General features: G+C 68.3%; 16 protein-coding genes. 2 read left to right on the forward strand and 14 right to left on the reverse strand.

Going from position 1 to position 17787, the window contains the following annotated elements; translation table 11 throughout:
• Positions 1 to 25: 25 nt before the first annotated feature.
• The 8 genes from VMJ70_01720 to VMJ70_01755 all read right to left on the reverse strand — a co-directional run bounded on the left by VMJ70_01720 (position 26) and on the right by VMJ70_01755 (position 11745).
• Complete coding sequence (locus VMJ70_01720) at positions 26 to 1735, reverse strand: S53 family peptidase (protein ID HTO89825.1); 1710 nt, start codon at positions 1733 to 1735, stop codon at positions 26 to 28.
• Between the two features lie 18 nt (positions 1736 to 1753).
• The gene (locus VMJ70_01725) at positions 1754 to 4432 is read right to left on the reverse strand and encodes a protein kinase (protein ID HTO89826.1); all 2679 of its coding nucleotides are present in this window, start codon (positions 4430 to 4432) and stop codon (positions 1754 to 1756) included.
• 87 nt (positions 4433 to 4519) lie between these two features.
• The gene (locus tag VMJ70_01730) at positions 4520 to 5962 is read right to left on the reverse strand and encodes an ATP-binding protein (protein HTO89827.1); all 1443 of its coding nucleotides are present in this window, start codon (positions 5960 to 5962) and stop codon (positions 4520 to 4522) included.
• Positions 5963 to 5964: 2 nt separating this feature from the next.
• Positions 5965 to 7626, reverse strand: a complete 1662-nt coding sequence (locus VMJ70_01735) for an FAD-dependent oxidoreductase (protein ID HTO89828.1) — start codon at positions 7624 to 7626, stop codon at positions 5965 to 5967.
• A gap of 31 nt (positions 7627 to 7657) precedes the next feature.
• Positions 7658 to 8878, reverse strand: coding sequence for an ammonium transporter (locus tag VMJ70_01740; protein ID HTO89829.1), 1221 nt, complete (start codon positions 8876 to 8878; stop codon positions 7658 to 7660).
• Between the two features lie 377 nt (positions 8879 to 9255).
• Positions 9256 to 9732, reverse strand: a complete 477-nt coding sequence (locus tag VMJ70_01745) for a DJ-1/PfpI family protein (protein HTO89830.1) — start codon at positions 9730 to 9732, stop codon at positions 9256 to 9258.
• 67 nt (positions 9733 to 9799) lie between these two features.
• Complete coding sequence (locus tag VMJ70_01750) at positions 9800 to 11296, reverse strand: APC family permease (protein HTO89831.1); 1497 nt, start codon at positions 11294 to 11296, stop codon at positions 9800 to 9802.
• 20 nt (positions 11297 to 11316) lie between these two features.
• Positions 11317 to 11745, reverse strand: a complete 429-nt coding sequence (locus VMJ70_01755; protein ID HTO89832.1) for an META domain-containing protein — start codon at positions 11743 to 11745, stop codon at positions 11317 to 11319.
• Here VMJ70_01755 and VMJ70_01760 point away from each other — a divergent pair.
• Entirely contained in the window at positions 11744 to 11899 is a 156-nt protein-coding gene (locus tag VMJ70_01760; protein ID HTO89833.1) for a hypothetical protein, read from the forward strand. The two genes, VMJ70_01755 and VMJ70_01760, sit on opposite strands and share 2 nt — an antisense overlap.
• A 22-nt stretch (positions 11900 to 11921) precedes the next feature.
• Here VMJ70_01760 and VMJ70_01765 read toward each other — a convergent pair whose 3' ends face one another.
• From VMJ70_01765 to VMJ70_01785, 5 genes are all read right to left on the reverse strand, one after another.
• Positions 11922 to 12761, reverse strand: a complete 840-nt coding sequence (locus VMJ70_01765) for a DUF3298 domain-containing protein (GenBank protein HTO89834.1) — start codon at positions 12759 to 12761, stop codon at positions 11922 to 11924.
• Positions 12762 to 12797: 36 nt separating this feature from the next.
• Positions 12798 to 13886 (reverse strand): alpha/beta hydrolase, encoded by a 1089-nt coding sequence (locus tag VMJ70_01770; protein HTO89835.1) that lies wholly within the window; start codon positions 13884 to 13886, stop codon positions 12798 to 12800.
• Between the two features lie 72 nt (positions 13887 to 13958).
• Entirely contained in the window at positions 13959 to 14456 is a 498-nt protein-coding gene (locus tag VMJ70_01775) for a hypothetical protein (GenBank protein ID HTO89836.1), read from the reverse strand.
• 178 nt (positions 14457 to 14634) lie between these two features.
• Positions 14635 to 15891: an RNA polymerase sigma factor gene (locus tag VMJ70_01780; GenBank protein ID HTO89837.1), complete on the reverse strand. Its 1257-nt coding sequence runs from the start codon at positions 15889 to 15891 to the stop codon at positions 14635 to 14637.
• A 7-nt stretch (positions 15892 to 15898) separates the two neighbouring features.
• Positions 15899 to 16291, reverse strand: coding sequence for a YciI family protein (locus tag VMJ70_01785; GenBank protein HTO89838.1), 393 nt, complete (start codon positions 16289 to 16291; stop codon positions 15899 to 15901).
• A 329-nt stretch (positions 16292 to 16620) separates the two neighbouring features.
• Here VMJ70_01785 and VMJ70_01790 point away from each other — a divergent pair, with 329 nt between their 5' ends.
• Positions 16621 to 17274 carry a hypothetical protein gene (locus VMJ70_01790; GenBank protein HTO89839.1) on the forward strand — a complete coding sequence of 218 codons (654 nt, stop codon included), beginning with the start codon at positions 16621 to 16623 and terminating at the stop codon, positions 17272 to 17274.
• 21 nt (positions 17275 to 17295) lie between these two features.
• On the opposite strand, the gene VMJ70_01795 is transcribed toward VMJ70_01790, so the two are convergent.
• A partial coding sequence (locus tag VMJ70_01795; GenBank protein ID HTO89840.1) for a hypothetical protein occupies positions 17296 to 17787 on the reverse strand: 492 nt, incomplete at its 5' end.

Below are 17787 nucleotides of genomic sequence, written 5' to 3' on the forward strand. Positions count from 1 at the left end.
CCTCGCTCGGGCAAGCGAGCCGGTCTCAGCGCTTCCTGCGCGCCCGTTTCGGGCGCGTGAGCGCGCCGGCGTGAACGGGCGTCCCTTCCTGGTGGCCTCCCAGAGCCCGAAGCAGCGCCGTTCCCCCCGGGCTGCCGAGCCCAGTGCACGCGTCCCAGCCCTCACGCGCCGAGTAGGCGCCGATACTGCCGTGCACGATGTCGCGGAGCACGCCGCTCGAAAACCGCGTGTAGAGCAGCGGATTCAGATAGCCGCACGCGACGCCGAGCTTCTCGTTGATGCGCGCGATCAACGCCGCCCACAGCGGCGCGGTGGCGCTGGTCCCTCCGGACGGATTGCGCGGATCGAATGATCCATCGGCGTTGATGACCTGGTAGCCGGTGACCGGATCGGCGAGGCCCGAGACGTCGGGGACCCCGCGACCCGGGAGGTGCGCCCGATTCGCGGAAGGTGGAACGCTGGCCGACTTCTGCCAGCGGGGCACCGGGAACAATGCGCTGACTCCTCCGCCGCCCGCGCCACTCGAATCGTTCCACACGGTCTCCCGGACGATGGCCTGGCCCCTCGAGACCAGTCGCGTGCCCCCGCAGCCCAGCACGTAGGGGCTGGAGGCCGGGAAATCCGCATGGGCGCGGCGGTCGCCAGCGTCGTCGTGCGAGCCGTCATCACCCGAGGCGCAGCACACGGTAATGCCCTTCGCGGCCGCGGCCTCGAACGCGGCGTTGACCACCCGGATCGCCGAATCGGTCCAGGCGCTCCGCCCGTCCTTCTCGGGATTCCCGTAACTGATCGAGACCACGGAAGGATGGTGTTCGCGGTCGTGGACGAATCGGGTGATCGCATCCACCCAGCCCTGCTGCGTGAACTCGCTGAAGTACATGACCAGCTTCGCTCCCGGCGCCGCCGCTCCCGCCACCTGCAGGTCGAGCATGACCTCGTCGGTCACGTCGTCCTCGCTCACGCTCGGACCGAAGTGCGGGTCGTTGCCCCGGCCGTGCACCACGACCGCAGTGATCTGCGGCATACGCAGCTTCAGGATGTGAGTGAAGTACTTCTCGAGCGCGCTCACGCTGTAGCCGCCGCCCGATTCGTTGAGGGTCACGATACCGATGGTCTGCCCGGTGCCGTCGGCGCCGGCGGGAAAGTCGTAGAGCTTCGCCACCTGGGGCGGGAAGTAGGTGTCGATCGGGATGTGGACGTTCTTCGCCAGCGCGGGCGGTTCGCCGCGGCGCCGCGCGCGGCGCAGGTACGAGCGCCCCACGCGGCGGTTGTCGAGCCCCAGCACCGCCTCGACCACGCCCTTGAGGTTCTTCGGGACGTGAATGAAGCCCTCACGCCCCCGGTAGTGCTCGCCGGGCCGCTCGTACTGGCGGAGCGTGACCCCGAACGCGGCACTGATGGCGGCGACGGAACCGGAGACCTGCACCAGACGGCGCGCCGCGTCCCGGTGGACGACCACCAGTCCGTGGGTCGCCGCGAACCTCGCCACGCGCTCGAGATCGGCGGGACTCGCCCCGTAGGCTTTCTCGACTTGTTCGTGGGTGAGATAGCGTCGATCGCGCGGCAGCTGTGCGCCCAGTGCCTCCACCGAAGGCGGGCTGGCTCGCGGATTGCGGCGCACATAGAGACTGAGCGTCAGCCGATCGCTCGGGTTCGACTCCCCCACCGCTCGCGCGCCGGGGAGGACATCGCGTTCGGAGCCCTTGAGCCTGACCATGCCGGACCTGGTCGCCATCGCCCGCTCCTTTGGATTCTATTGCCGGGCGGCCGCGATCGCCGCGAGCTCGGTCGGCCAGTTCATCACCAGCGTGATCGAAGGCGCCTCGGTCTTGCCCTCGGGGATCGGAATCAGAAACCGCTGGCCGTCGCGAACCAACCCCACACCATTCACGTTGGGCGGCGTGCGGAACAGTGGGCGTGGCGGGCTGGCGCGGAAGCGTTCGCCGGACTCGGTGACCTCCGCTGCCAGCAGGGTCAGACCATCGGGGCCGAGAGCGATGATCTCTTTCCCGTCCTTCCTCCAGAATCCGAGCAGGGCGCCTCCCGTGGTCACCTGATACTTGTGTCCGGGGGTGGGGAACGATTGCACGTACTCCTCCGGCCTTCCCGATTCGTCGGAGTTGTAAAGCAGCCATTTCCCATCGGGCGAGATATCGGGGAACTCTTCCTGGAACCGGGTGCGCAGGTAGGGCGTGGGTGGCAACGAACCGTCGGCGGGCACCGTCCAGATGTCGAAGCCGGTGCCCGAATCCATCTGATAGAAAGCCAGGGTCTTCCCATCGGGCGTCCAGCTGGCCGGGTGCTTGAACAGACTCTGGCCCACCACCAGCGGTGTTTCGGGGGTCGCGCCGCTCACCGACTTGACGTAGATGTCGTATGGGCCGTTGCGGTTGGTCTCGAATGCGATGCGCGTGCCGTCCGGCGACCAGATCCCCGTGTTGTTGTTGCGCGGCCCGTAGGTGAGGCGGCTGCTCACGCCGCGCGCAAGGTCGAGAATCCAGATGTCCGACTCGTTGGGACTCACGATGCGATCCACGGCCGCGTGCGTTCCATCGGGCGACACCACGATGAGCCCGTACTGCGCCGCCGGCGCCGGCACCGCGCCGATGGTTCGGCCGGCGCGATCCAACCAGATCAGACGGCTGTTGGTCACCGCTCCGTTCATGTACGCGAGCATCCCGTTCGAGGAGACGGTCGCCGCGCGCAATCCGGTGCTCTGAGACGTAGCCGGCATGTCGGGGAACGCGAGCGGCTCCCCGCCGGCCGTGAGGGAGCGGGTATCGAATTTCCGCGCGACCAGCGTGCGATCGCGCAGATAGATGAGATAGCCCGGGGCGGCGTAGACCGGTGCGCTGTCGGCAGTCAGAATCTCGCGCGACGGTCCGCCGTCCAGCGAGCCCGCCAGGATTCGGAATCCACGGTCGGTCGCCGGCAGCGTGGAATAGAGAAAGTGCCGTCCGTCCGGAAGAAAGTACGGAAAGCGATGTGAGGTCTCGTGCCGCGTGCTGTCGAGGGTCGTCACCTGCCGCGGCTCCCCGCCCGAAGCGCTCACCGCGAACAGCGGGCTCTCTCCCGCCGGCGCGAACACGATCGTTCCCTGCTTCGACCAGCCACCGCCCCGGTTGTCGGGTGCGGCGCAGATCACCTGCACTCCGCCGTCGGGACGCACCTTCTTCAATTTCCCGTCGGCGAAGAAGCCGACCCAACGGCTGTCGGGCGACCAGAACGGCTTGGCCCCGTTTTCGGTGCCGGGAATCGGGCGCCCGCCGAGGGTGCTCAGATCGCGCGCCCACAGTTGAATGGTATTGGAGGTATCGGACGCGGTGAATACCAGCCAGCGCCCATCCGGAGAGATGGCGTTGTCCACCGCGTCCCCGTCGAGGCTCGCTCCGAACGGTTCGTTGATGGAGAGCCGGCGGACGGCTCCGCCGGGGGACCGCGAAAGCGCCCACGCGATTGCAAGCAGCGCCACGATCATCGCGGCACCGGCCACCAGCCAGGTCGAGAGCGGTGCCCGCCCCCGCGCCGCGGAACGCTGCGCCTCGATCTCCGCCGCCGCGCGCCGGCTTTGCGAGGTGCGGGCCGAGATGGCCTCCTCGAGCTCGAGGCGCGCGTCCCCGATGTCCCGCAGGCGCTTGCGCGGATCCTTCTCGAGACAGCGGCGCAGGAGCTCGCGGATCCGCTCGGGCACGCCCGATGGGATCTCGCTCCATGGCGGCTCGCGCTCCAGGATCTTCGCGATCGTGTCGGAAACGGTCTCGCCGCCGAACAGCTGCCGGCCGGTGAACATCTCGAACAGCACGCAGCCGAACGACCAGATGTCGGTGCGCCGATCCACCGGCTTGCCGCGCGCCTGTTCGGGGCTCATGTAGGCGGCCGTGCCGAGGATCACGCCGACGTCGGTCCGCGCTTGGGTGAGCGTCGGCGAGTGGGAAATGTCGGGACTCGCCTCCGCGAGCCCGGCCCCCTTGGCGAGCCCGAAGTCCAGCACTTTGACTTCGCCGGCCGGGGTGATCTTGACGTTGCCGGGCTTGAGGTCGCGGTGAATCACTCCGGCTTCGTGCGCCGCCTCCAGCGCCGCGGCGATCTGGCGCGCGATCTCGAGACATTCGTCGATCGGCAACGGCCCGCGCGCGATTCGCTCGGCGAGCGTCGGCCCTTCGACGTATTCGAGGGCGAGGAAGCGTCGGCTGTCGGATTCCTCCAGTCCATAGATCCCGGCGATGTTCGGGTGACGCAGCGAAGCCAGCAGCCTGGCCTCGCGCTCGAAGCGCGCCAGGCGTTCCGGGTCGCCCGCGAACAGATCGGGGAGCACCTTGATCGCGATCGGGCGATCGAGCCGGGGATCGCGGCCCAGGTAGACGATGCCCATGCCGCCGCGGCCCAGCTCGCGCTCGACCGGATAAATGCCGATGCGTTGGGGAGTGCTCACGCGTGCGGCACCATAGCACGGCGCCGCGATCGCATGTCAGCGGTTCGCTAGCGCGTGCGCACGATCGTCGAGGTCAGGCGGTGCTCCCTATCCGGAATTCGAACGCGCCGAAGATTGACGGAGCGGCAGGCTGACGCGGAACGTGGTCCGCCCCGGCCGCGAATCCACCTCCACGTCGCCTTCATGGCGCAGCACCAGCCGGTGCACGATGTCGAGCCCCAGGCCGGTGCCGCTGCCCACGGGTTTGGTGGTGAAGAACGGATCGAAAATGCGGCTGCGGATGTCGGCAGGGATTCCCGGACCGTCGTCCACGATCTCGACGACCACCTGATCGCGCTCGCGGCGTGCCGTGACTTCGATCCGGCCCCTCTCGCCCACCGCATCAAGCGCGTTGTCGAGGAGATTCGCCCACACCTGATTGAGCTCCCCGCCGAACGCGGGGACCCGAGGGAGATCGGGTGCGAGATCGAGATCGATCGCCACCGATTTCGCGCGCGCCTTGCCGCCGAGCACGGTGACGGTCTCGACGATCCCGCGCTTCAGGTCGGTGGGCTCGAGCGTCAGCGCGCGATCCATGTAGGTGAATCCCTTGATCGCTGCGACCAGCTCGTGAATGCGGGAAGCCGATACTTCGATCTCTGCGGCGAGCGTCCTGGCCGCGCAGCCGGCCGCGATCGAGCGGAGCGCGGCGTCGAGCGCCTCTCCCGAGAAGCTCTGTGCCAGCGCGTCGAGCGATTCCAGCCGAGCGCCGCTGTCGACCAGCGGCGGCGCGATGTCCGGGTCGAGCCGGTGCTCGTCGAGCCACGCGGCCAGCGCTTCTTCACGGTCGGCGCGCTCGATCGGTGAACGAGCGACGCCACCAGCCAGCGGCTCGCACTGGTGGCGCACGGTGTCGAGGGCGAGGCGCTGCGCCTCGCTCATCGGGACGCCTTCGAGCCGGCGTTCCGCCTTTTCGGCTTCAGCCAGGGTTTGCACCAGCCGGCGCGCGCTTCGCGCTGCGGCCGAGGCCGGATTGTTCAGCTCGTGGGCGAGCCCGGCGGCGAGCTTGCCCAGCGACACGAGCTTTTCGTCGTGGGAATCGCTCGAGGTGAAGAACCGTGCACGATCCAGCATCGCGTGCACCAACAGCGCGGTCACTCGCGGGCACTCGCGAATCATCTCGGGGAAGCGGTCCTGATGGACCAGCAGCATCTCGGTCGGCTCTTCGGCGACGGTATCGCCCGGTGGCGAACCGCCGCGCGAGTAAGGCAGGAGCCCGCACACGTCGCCACCGCGCCAGCCGATCAGCCGGCGCGAGCCCGCGCCGCGATTCACGACCGCTGCCAGATGGCCCGCCAGCAGGATCTGAAGCCAGCGCTCCGGTTCGCCCTTTCGGGTGGCGACCTCGCCGACCTGGTAACGACGTCGCGAGGAGTGCTGCGCCACCCATTCCAACTCCTCGCGCGGCGCCCCGGCCAGCGTCCGATGGGCGAGCAGACTCGCGAGACGATCGTCCCGATCGGAGTCCTGTACCTGCGGGTCGGGCGTCACGTCTAGACGGTTCGCAGGTAGCGGTGGACGGAGTAGATCGCCGCCGAGCCTTCGCCCACCGCGGCCGCCACGCGGCGATTGGCGCCGGCCCGAACGTCACCCGCCGCGAAGACGCCGGGAACACTGGTCTCGAACATCATCGGCGCGCGCTCGAGTGTCCAGCCGCGCGGCTGGCCGTGCTCGCGCGGCAAATCGGCGCCGGTGAGGATGAAGCCGGCGTCATCCAGCTCGAGCGTCCCCGCGAAGGCGGCGGTGTGCGGCTGAACCCCGATGAAAATGAAGAGCGCCGAACTCGCCAATCGGCGAGTCTCCCCCGAGTCCGCCAGGCGGATCGTCACCGATTCGAGCCTCGAGTCGCCGTGCGCTTCCGCGACCTCCACTCCGTTCAGCACCTCGATGTTGGGCGCCGCTCGAATGCGGTCGATCAGATACCGCGACATCGACGGCGCGAGATCGGGCGCGCGCACCAGCATGGTGACTCGGCGCACGTAACGCGAGAAGAACAGCGCTCCCTGGCCGGCGGAATTGGCGCCGCCCACCACCGCGATGTCTTTCGCGCGATAGGTGCTGGCCTCGGTCATCGCGGCGCCGTAGTAGACGCCGCGGCCGTGAAGGGGCTGGAGACCCGGTGCGTCCAGCGTTCGCACCCCCATTCCGGTGGCGATCACCACGGCGTAGGCGGAGAGTTCGGTGCCGTCGGCGAGCCGCACGAAGCGATAGGGATCCACGCGCCGAAGCCCCACGACTTCCTGCGCGGTCAGGAGCTCGGCGCCGAATCGGCGCGCCTGTGCGCTGGCGCGCTGCGCGAGGTCGGCGCCCGTCACCCCGGACGGGAAGCCCAGATAGTTCTCGATCATCGAGCTGGTGCCGGCCTGCCCACCGGGCGCGCGCGATTCCACCAGCACGGCGCGGAGTCCCTCGGACGCGGCGTACAGCGCGTTCGCCAGGCCCGCCGGCCCGCCACCGATCACGATCACGTCGTAGAAAGGGCGCTGGGCGTGGGTCTGAAGTCCCGCCCGCTCCGCCAGCTCGACCGGCTCCGGAGCCACGAGATGGGTCCCATCGGGAAACAGCACGATCGGTTGTCGGGCCAGGTCCCCGGCCAACGATTGCGCCAGCTCCCGGGCGGCCGGGTCGCGCTCGAGATCCACCCACTGGTAAGGCACCAGATTGCGCGAGAGGAATTCCTTCACCGCATAGGACTCGGGCGACCACGCCGAACCCAGCACGCGGATGCCCTCGAAGGAAGGGCGGGCCTGTGCGCGCCATTCCGAGAGCAGATCGTCGAGCACCGGATAGAGCCGCTGCTCGGGCGGGTCCCAGGGCTTCATCAGATAGTGGTCGAGGCCGATCTCGTTGATGCCGGCGATCGCGACGCCGGTGTCGGCGTAGGCGGTGAGCAGCACCCGCCGTGAGCCGGGGTGGAGCGCTCGCACCTGCTGGAGCAGCTCGAGCCCCGACATCGCCGGCATCCTCTGGTCGACGAGGAACAGGGCGATGGGCGCGTTGCGCGTCGCAAGCTGGCGCGCGGCTTCGAGCGCCTCCGCGCCCGAAGCGGCCTTGATCACGCGGTAGTCGGAACGGTAGCGCTGGCGGAGGTCCCGTTCGATGGCCGCCAACACCTCCGCGTCGTCATCAACCGCGAGAATGACGGGCTTGCTCATGACGGCGGAATCCTGGGCGCGAAGATATCGCTCAGCCCAGTTCCACGTAGGCCTGTTCGCCGTGCAGGGCCTCGTCGAGACCCACGTGCTCGTGCGATTCCTCGACGCGCACCGGGGTCACGCGATCGATCACCCACAGCATCCCCAGGGTGAAGACGAACGCCCAGATCGACGAGCCGATCACCGCCACGCACTCGTGGACGAAGAACGTCGGGTTGCCGGCCAGCAGGCCGTCGGCGCCGGCCGGATTGTAGGCCTTGGTGGCGAATACTCCGAGCATCACGATGCCGATGAATCCGCCGACGCCGTGCACCCCCCACACGTCCAGCGCGTCGTCCCAGCGCAGCTGGTTCTTGAGTGCCACCGCGTAGAAGCAGACGATGCCGGAGATGATGCCGATCAGCACCGCGCTCTGCGGCGAGACGTAGCCGGCGGCCGGAGTGATGGTGGCGAGCCCGGCCACCGAGCCGGTGAGGAGTCCGAGGAACTTGGGCTTCCGGGTGGTGGCCCATTCGACCAGCATCCAGGCGACGCCGGCGAAGGAGGCGGCGAGATCGGTATTGATGAACGCGGCCGCGGTGGTGGCGTCCACCCGGAATTCACTGCCGGCGTTGAAGCCGTACCAGCCGAACCACAGCAACCCGGTGCCCAGCGCCACCAGCGGAATGCTGTGCGGTCCGGTGTCCTGGACGCGCCGCCGGCCGACATAGATCACCGAGGCGAGCGCCGCCATTCCCGCAGTGTTGTGCACCACGATGCCGCCGGCGTAATCGAGTACGCCCCACTTGGCCAGCAGTCCGTTCCCCCACACCATGTGCACGAACGGGAAGTAGACCAGCAGCAGCCAGAGCGTGAGAAAGATGAAGTAGGCCTTGAAGGTCACGCGATTGGCGAACGCCCCGGTGATCAGCGCGGGCGTGATGATCGCGAACATCATCTGGTAGGCGACATGGACGAGCAGCGGGATGCTGTCGTTCGGCGACGGCGACATGAGATTGACGCCGTGGAGGAACGCCATGTGGAGATTGCCGATCACACCGCCCTCGCCGCCCGAGAAACACAGCGAGTAGCCGCACGTGTACCAGACCACCGTGGTCCAGCACAGCGAGATGAAGCTCTGGATCATGATCGCGAGCACGTTCTTCCGGCCCACCAGCCCGCCGTAGAAGAACGCGAGCCCCGGCGTCATCAGCATCACCAGACTGCTGCACAGCAGCATGAACGCGGTGTTGCCGGTATCCAGATGGAGCATGGCGGCGACCTCCCTCGTGGGACGACGCCCGTGGGGTGGTACGGCCCGCACGGGTCGACGGTATCGGGGGAGTTGTAATACAGGTGTCAGGCCCGCGCGAGAAGTTTCGGCGACGTCAAGAAGGCCTCGGCATCTGAACCCGGCGGCCGTGTCGCGGGTATCAATGGCCAAGACATGCCCCAGCCGTGTCTCATCGCCCGCCTGACGCCGCGGGCTCGCGAGTCCAACTGACGTGAACATTCGCGGTCACAACCTCATGCGGACGGCCGGGGTGCTGAGTGCCTGCCTGCTCGCGCTGTCGCCGGCCGGCGTGGCGCGGGGCAGCGGTGCGAGCCCTGCAAGCGGTCGTTCCCCTGGATGCGGTCGATCCAGCAACGCTACGCGTCTCGGGGCCTGCGCGTGGTCGCGATCAATCTCGACAAGTATTTCAGCAAGGAGGGCTCTTCGGCGAGGAAGTACGCGCCGGTGCAGACCGAAGCCAGGCGTCTCACCACTTTCGATTGTCTCTGGATCCAGCTCAGAAGAGCGGCGTCGGTGCAATAGCGATGCGCGCCGACGCCGCCCGCGATCAACAGCGTGTCGAGGCCGGCACCGATTTCGCGGAAACCGTGATCCGCGTAGAGGCGAAGGCCAGACGAGGCGCGGAACGGGCCACGTTCGAGGCCGATGATCTCGACCGCATAGGCCGGGTCGCGGCGCAGGCCCTGCTCCAGCAGCCAGCGCGAGGTGCGCGAGAACACCTCGAGCGGCCCGGTGACGTCGAGGACTTGCACGTCGGGAAATGCGAGCATGGCGACGCGGCGCGTTCTTCCGCCGCGCCGCTCGTCGCCATTCCCTCCGGGCCGCCTCGACATGCCTCGAATCTGGGGCCTCGGCGGCGAGCGCACAATGACAACGTTCCCACGGATCCTGCCAGTGGGGCTAGGCGGGTGTGGTGCCCGGCGTGCCCGCTTCGAACGCCGGACGGCGCCGGCCCGCGCGGTAGAGCGCCACTCCGGCGAGGTTGAGCGCCAGCGCGACCGCGATCAGCTTGAGGGCGAACCAGCGGCGATTCTCGACGTGGACGATCGGCACGATGGTGAAGCCGATGTAGAGGATCGAAACCAGCGCTCCGGAGACGCACGCGATCTTCAGCCAGAGCGGCGCCCGGAGCCCGACGCGCTCGGCCGCGAACAGCGGGATCGCGAACAACACCACGTAGGTCGAGGCGTAGAAGATGCCGGCGGCGTTGTCGAGCAGTTGAAACGCCTCCTGCATGCCGACCCCGAGAATCCCCAGCAGCCCGAACGCCAGCGCCGTCGCGCCGACCACCAGAATCGAATTGACCGGAGTGTGGAATCGCGGATGGAGTCGCGTGAACCACTTCGGCAGCAAGTCGTCCCAGCCGGCCACCATCGGCAAGCGGGCGTTGGCGGTGAGATAGATGCTCATCAGCGCCACCATGCGGCCGATCAGCGCGAAGATCACCAGCGAGACCACGCCCCCGGCCACCACACCGAACTGACCGAGACCGCGGCTCAGCACCTGCGCCATCGGTCCGATCAGATCCACCTCTTCCGGTCCGACGTATGCGAGGACCGCTGAGGTGCCGAGGATGAACATCAACGCGATGATCGGCGCGGCGATCACCACCGAGCGCCCGATGCTGCGGCCCGGTGTCCTGCACTCCCCGGCGAGAATCGCCACGTATTCGAATCCCGTGAGGGCTCCCAGCGCGAGCTTGCTGAAGATGTTGAGATTGTTGCCGAGCATTCCGTCCCCGCTCCGCCAAAACGAAGGCACCGCCCAGCGGAGCGGGTGGTAGTACGGCAGCTTCCCGGCCAGCACGGCCGCGAAGGGAAGCAGCACCAGGGTGAGGAACGTGAGCGAGAGCAGCAGGCCGCCGGCGTTGTGGATCCATTTGCCGATCGACAGTCCGCGGGTCGAGACCCCGACCAGAACACCGACCAGCGCGCAGCTGAAAATCGTGGTGAACCAGCGACTCTGCGCGATCCAGTGGGCGCCGGGGCCGAGCGCGTAGGCGAGATTCGTCACCACCGTGAGTCCGATTCCCGACATCACGAAGATCGCGAAGATCCAGAGATCCCACGCCACCATGAAGCCGATGAACTCGTTGAATCCGAGCTTCGCCCACTGATAGAGGCCGCCCTCGAGCGGCATCAGGCGATTGAGCTCGATGACCACCGCCGCCAGCGGCAGGTAGAAGGTGGCGATCGCGAGCAGCCAGAAGAACAGCTGGTGGTCGCCGAGCTTGGCCGCGGTACCCACCCAGATGGTTCCGACCACGAACACGATCTGGGTGAGCACCAGGTCGAAGAGCCCGAGCTCCTTCTGGAAAACGGCGCTCTTGGCTTCGACCCGCTGTTCCTCGCTGCGAACTTCGAGCGCCTGCTGGCGCCGCCTCTCCCCCGCAGCCATGAGACGATCGCGCGACGGGTCTACTGCGTCGCGCGCGTGAGCTTCATCAGGGTCGTGCCGTCGGCGCCATTGAGATGAAGCACGCCGGTGGTGTCGACGAGGTAGCCCGTCACGCCTCCCAGCGCCTTCATCATGCGCGTCTCCTGCGACATCAGCTCGGGCTGGCAGGCCTTCCTGGTGGACGCCATGGGCGAAAAGTGCACCGAGGAGCCCGCGAGCCTGGCCGAGCCGCTGAACTGATTGCAGCCAGTGTTGCCGGCGACCTTGCCTCCGGTGCCGAAGGAGAGCGACGCATGGGACTGGGTCACGACCGCCTGGCCTTCGATCTCGTCCACCTGCCACTCGCTCGAGGCAAGCCCGGGATGCGGATTGACGCGCGCCGCCGATGGCTTCGCACCGGCCGCTGCGCCCGCTGCGGCGCCGGTGCCGGCGCCCGAAGCCGAGTTCATGGAGGATCCCGAGGTGGCGGTGGACTCCCGGGTCGCCGCTCCCGAAGAGGACATCGAGCTCGACGAGGAGGATGCTCCGCCCTTCCTACCGCAACTCGACAAGGGGGCGAGAAGGCACAGCATGGACACGATTCGAACGACGCGCATCGATTGAGTCGTCATCACGACGGCCCTCCTCATGAATTGGCCTTGCTTCTCAACAACCCATCCCGGCGAATCAGGCTCGACAGCTCCGAATAGGGAACCGTGAAATCGGTGGGGCCCATCACGTACGGGGCAACGTCGTAGGCATTGAAGTAGAAGCGGAAGCCCTGAGGCGTGACCGCGAACTCCGACGGCAGGTGAAAGCCGTTCGGGAACCAGTAACCGGAATCGGCGAGCGCCGACGACGCGGGAAGTCGGCGGGCCCGGCGAAACGCCTGCTCGGCGAGCTGCACGAGCTGGGGCGCCGAGCCCGCGAGCAGCAGATCGTCGGGCCGGAGCCGCCGTCCATTCGAGACGTCGAGGCTCGCGAAGTGCGTCACGGTGTTGGGGTGCGCGCCGCCGTTGTATTCGAACACCGTGGCGGCGAGCGTGGCGATGCCCGGCGGACTGGGCAGGATGGTCGCGCGCCGATCGGCATCCCAGCGTGCCATGGCGTTCGGGAACGAGCGGCGGAATTTCGCATACGCGTCGAGGTAGGCCTGCATGGCGGCCTCGGCGCTCGCGAGCGGCAGGGAGTCCACCGGGCTCCGGAGCACCCAGCCGAAGATGCAGGACTGGAGCGATTCACGCGCGGCCGGGCTCGGGGCGCCGGCGATCTCCGGGTAGTCGATGCGAATGTGCGCGCAGGCGCCGTTGCTGTCGCAGCCGGCGCTCTTCCGCTCGAAGGTGCGGATGGTGAACGCGATCTCGCCTCCGGCGGGATGCGCGGCGGGTTGTCCGCAACCTGCGGCGAGAAGAACGCCGAGCACGACGAACGGGACCGCTGCCCGAATCGTCCGCGGACCTTCGCTCGCCCGGCTGGATGGACTCACGCGGTTCCTCCGAGGCCGCGCAGTCTATCACGCCGTTCAGGAGTGGCGATTCAGGAAGGCTTCGATCCGGGCGCGCGCGAATTGTGTTGCGAATCCGCCCCAGTTCGCGTCGAAGGCATGATCGGTGGCGGGCAGCAGCCAGGTCTCACGAACGACGCCGGCGGCGGCCAGGGCCCGATCGAGGAGGGTGGCCTGATCGATCGGCACGATACGATCGCTCGCGCCGAGGAGCGTGAGGGTCGGCGGAGACTTCGCGTCGACATGACCGATCAGCGAAAGCAATCGGTAGCGATCGGGGAACTGTTCCGGAGAGCCGCCGACGTAACGCCGGATCGCGAGCGATTCGTTGTCGGGACTGCCGCCCGACGCGTGCTGGCGCTCGAGCTCGGACGATCCGTAGAGGTTGATCACGCAGCGGATCTTCACCGCCGGCTCCGGGGTGGAGGCCGGCAGCCGCGGGTCACCCATGCTGTAGGCGGCCAGCATCGCGAGATTCCCGCCGGCCGACATGCCCCACACGCTGATCCTCGCCGGATCGATCTCAAGCTCCGTGGCATGGGTTGCGACCCAGCCGATGGCGCTCTTGACGTCCGCGACTTCATCGCGCCACGTGGCGCGAGGCGGCAGGCGATAGTCGACGTCGAACACGTCGAAGCCCCGCTGGTTCAGCCATTCGTTCCACATCGGACCCTCGCCACGTTCTCCGAGCACCCACCCACCGCCGTGCACCTTGACGATTGCCGGGCGCGGCCGATTCGCGCTCGCCCTGCTTCTCCAGACGTCGAGCATCAGATCCTGGCCGTCGATGGTCGCGTACGACCGGCTCAACGAAGGACGCGGCCCGCCGCGATTCGGCGACAGGCCGGCGGCCAGGTACTGGCCGAGCGAGAGCGGCACGTGCTCGCGGCGCGCGAGGCTCCAGAGGGCGACGCACGGCGCGACGGCCAGAATCACGGTGGCTGCAGTCGACAGGCCGAAAAGCACGGACGCGAGCGGGATTCCGGCGCCGACCGCCGCGATCGTCAGGATCAGGCCGATCCCGCTCAGCACCAGGAGATGCAGCGGGAACATGAGTGCGGCTGCCCCCAGCATGCCGGGCCCGCCCCAGTTCGCGGGCTTCAACACGTAGAAGCCGGTCAGGGCGACGAAGAGGGAGAAGAGGATCGCGACGGCGGTCAGCGGCTTGGCTCCGGGGCCTCAGGCGAGGCGTTCCACCTCTTCCAGCTCTTCGCGGTTCCACTCGCGGCGCGGATGCTCGGCCCCGGGCATCGGGTCCTCGTCCAGCAGCACGCCGACCATGATCCGCCCGTGCCGGATTTCACGCTGCAAGGAACGCGCCTCGTGCTCGGGGATGCCAAGGCCGATCAACGCGTCCGCGAGACCCTGCGACGGCGCGTCTGGATCGGGCGAAGCGAGCGCGGTCACGATCGGCCCCGAGCCCACGAAGCGGGAATCGGCGAAAGCAAGCGGGCGCTGGATGCCGAGTCCCGCCACGCCCGCGCTGGCGAACGGCTCTCCCGCCGCCAGCTCGTTGACCCGCTCGGCATCGTGCGATCCTGCGAACTCGCGACGCCGCGTGCGATCGGACATGAGCAAGCTGATTTCACCCGGCGAGAAACCGGCCTTGACCAGCTCCACCACCGCGTACTCGGCGCTCGCGCGCGAGCGGAACAGGCTGCTGACGAGTGTGGACATCGTGTTCGCCTTCCCGTGGCCCGTGTGGATCCGACACTGGCGGGACGCGACCCGCGCCTTTGCGATGCCTCGGGAGTTCGGCGGGGTTCCGAAAATGGCGGCGGCGCCGGTCGACCTGATCCCGGCCGGACACTTGTGGGGGAAGCTTGGGGCAGCCGGGGCAGGAATTCGACGGCCATCAGCTCGCCGAGGCCAGCTCGCGAAGCCGGCGTTCGAGAAAACGCCGCTCCGGCTCCTGCCGCGCCAGCTCGAGGGCGCGAGCGTAAGCGCAGGCCGCTTCCTCCCGCCGTCCGAGCCGCCGGAGGAGATCGGCGCGCGCGGAGTGCGCGTGCAGATAGTCGGGCAGCTCACCGCGGGCGAGCAGCGCATCGATCAGATCGAGGCCTGCCGCCGGCCCGTCGCGCATGGCGATCGCGGCAGCCCGATTGAGCTCGACCACCGCCGAGGGCTCGGCCCGAAGCAACACGTCGTAGAGTCCCGCGATCTGCGCCCAGTCGGTGGCGGCCGCCGTCGGGGCTTCGGCATGCACCGCGGCGATCGCGGCCTGAATCGAGTAGGGACCGAAGCGCCGAGAGCCCAGCGCCCGCTCGACCAGGGCGATCCCCTCGGCGATCCGATCCCGGTCCCAGAGCGTGCGATCCTGATCCTCGAGCAACACCATTTCGCCCCCCGCCGAGGTCCGCGCGCCGCGCCGCGACTCCTGGAGCAGCATCAGGGCCAGCAGCCCGATCGCCTCCGGCTCGGGAAGCAGGTCCACGATCAGGCGGCCGAGCCGAATGGCCTCTTCGGAAAGATCGGTGCGCATGAGCGTTTCGCCCGACGAGCGCGAATAGCCCTCGTTGAACACCAGGTAGACGACGTGGAGCACCGCCTCGAGCCGCTCCGGCAGATCGGCCCGCTGCGGCACCTCGTACGGGATCCCCGCGTCGCGAATCTTCGACTTGGCGCGCACGATTCGCTGCGCCAGCGTCGAGGGCTGGGTGAGAAAGGCGTGCGCGATCTCCTCGGTGTTGAGCCCGCAGACCGTGCGCAGAGTCAGGGCGATCTGGGCATCGGGGGTGAGCGCGGGATGGCAGCAGGTGAAGATCAGGCGCAGCCGGTCGTCTTCGAGCGCCTGATCCTCCAGATCTGCGTCCCATGCCGGCGCGCCCTCGATCTGGTGGGCCAGCTCCTTCAGCTTGTCGTCGTGGCGGGCACGGCGTCGGAGCGCGTCGATCGCCTTGAATCGCCCGGTCGAGACCAGCCAGGCGCGGGGACTTGCCGGAATGCCGGTCTCGGGCCAGCGGTCGAGTGCGGCGGTGAACGCCTCGTGGAGCGCCTCTTCGGCGAGGTCGAAGTCGCCAAGCAGGCGAATCAGCGTGGCGAGGACGCGGCGAGACTCCGAGCGATAGAGGGCCTCGATCCTCCCTCGCGCGGTGGTCTCGCCGCTCGACACGGGCGAATCAGGCCCGGGCGGACTGGGCCGCTTCGCGCGCCGCCTGTTCCTTGGAGAAGTCGACGATCGGGCGCACCTCGATCGAGCCCAGGCGGGCGGATGGGATGCGCGAGGCCACCTGGATCGCGTCGTTCAGATCGCGCGCCTCGATGAAGTAGAAGCCGCCGAGCTGCTCCTTGGTCTCGGCGAACGGACCGTCGGTGGTCGAGACCTTGCCGTTCCGGACCCTCACCGTGGTGGCGGTCGCCACGGGCTGAAGCGCTTCTCCGCCAATGTAATGCCCGGTCTTCTTGATGCTCTCGGTGAAACCGAAGTACTCGCCCATGAGCGCGTCGGAGTCGCTCTTCGACATCCTGGCCATGGACTTCTCGTCGTCATAGATCAGGCACAGGTACTTCATGACTTCCTCCCGAGTTGGGGTTGGGTACGCCGTGAACACCGGTTAGTCGTTCGGGCGGGTCGGATTTCGACATCGGGGTGCACCGAATTCCAATCGGCTGGGCCTGAAGTCGTGACACGCGATCCATCGATCATCGCCCGCGAAGAGCGGCGGGACGCGCCTCTAGTCCGCTGATCGTGCCAGCGGTGCGGACTGCGAGCAAGGACTTCCGCCACGGGCGAAACGCCGTGCCCGCGACCTCCCGGACAACGTTCGGTCCGAGCCCCAAGGTCTCGCCAGCTCCTGGCCGATAACCCGGCTGTCCGAAGGGATCGGTCGTGGAGGGGAGCGTGGGCAGAGGGAAGACAGCAGACGTCTGGTTGCGCGCAGTGGCGACCGCGCTCGTGGTGGCCATCGTCGGGTCCGCACGCGCGGTCGCGGCGGAGGTTCCCGCCGTCGGCTTCGTTGGAGCGGGACTTCCCTGGCAGACCGGCTCGCTCGAGGACGTCAATCGGCCGGTCGGATGGGAAGTGGACTTCGGCGGCGTGCGTCCGATGCAAGGGTCGCGCTTCGCGGCCACGACGGGGATCGAGTTCCTGCGCTTCGGCGCCCAGCCGAGCGGGATCGTCGCGAAAGGCAGCGGCGACTCGATCCTCACCACCTCGCCCTCGAAATATGTCCTGCTGCGGGCGGGCGTGCGCTGGTATCCGCGCCGCGCCGCGCGCACGTTGCCGTACGTGGAAGGCGGCATTACGCTGGGCGGCGCCTCGCTCAAGTTCGAGACGCACGGCGTGGTGGACTCGCTGGTCTCGCACGGCACGGTGATCGCCGGCGGCGCCTACTTCACCGCCGGCCTCATGCGGGCGCGGTCGCCGGGCACCGGCTGGTTCGCCGAGCTGCGCACGCTCGGGCTTGGATCCGAGAACGACATCAGCTCCGTGGTGCTGTCGGCGCGGATTGGAATTGCGTTCGGGCGAATCGCACCCGAATCCGACGAACCCTGAGTCCTCGCGCCTGATCCGGCCTCAGGCCACCGCGACCTTCACGCAGTGCACCGGTGGCAGGGAGTCGAAGAGGCACTCCCACTCCTCGCCTCCGTCGCGCCCGATCCAGACCTGGCCGGTGGTGGTGCCGAAGTAGAGCGCCGGCGACTTCATGCGATCCACGCTCATCGCGTCGCGCTGAATCGTGAAGAAGCTCTGCTTCTTCGGCAGCCCCTTGTTGAGCTTCCGCCACGAATCGCCGCCGTCCTCGCTCCGCCACACCGCCGGCGAACCGCCGGGGCAGGTGCGCGTCATCGGCTCGAGCGGCATCACGTACACCGTGTCGGCGTCGTCCGGGTGGACGACGATCGGGAAGCCGAAGTCGGTCGGCAGCCCCTTCGCGATCGAGCGCCAGGACTTGCCGTGATCGTCGCTGCGCAGCACGCCGATGTCGGGGCGCGGGCCGCCGGGGCCGTCCCAGTTCGCCCAGCCGCCGTGGTTCTGCATGTAGAGCCGGCCGGGGGCGTCGTCGTG

This window comes from Candidatus Sulfotelmatobacter sp. (assembly GCA_035498555.1).
Lineage (GTDB): Bacteria > Eisenbacteria > RBG-16-71-46 > RBG-16-71-46 > RBG-16-71-46 > DATKAB01.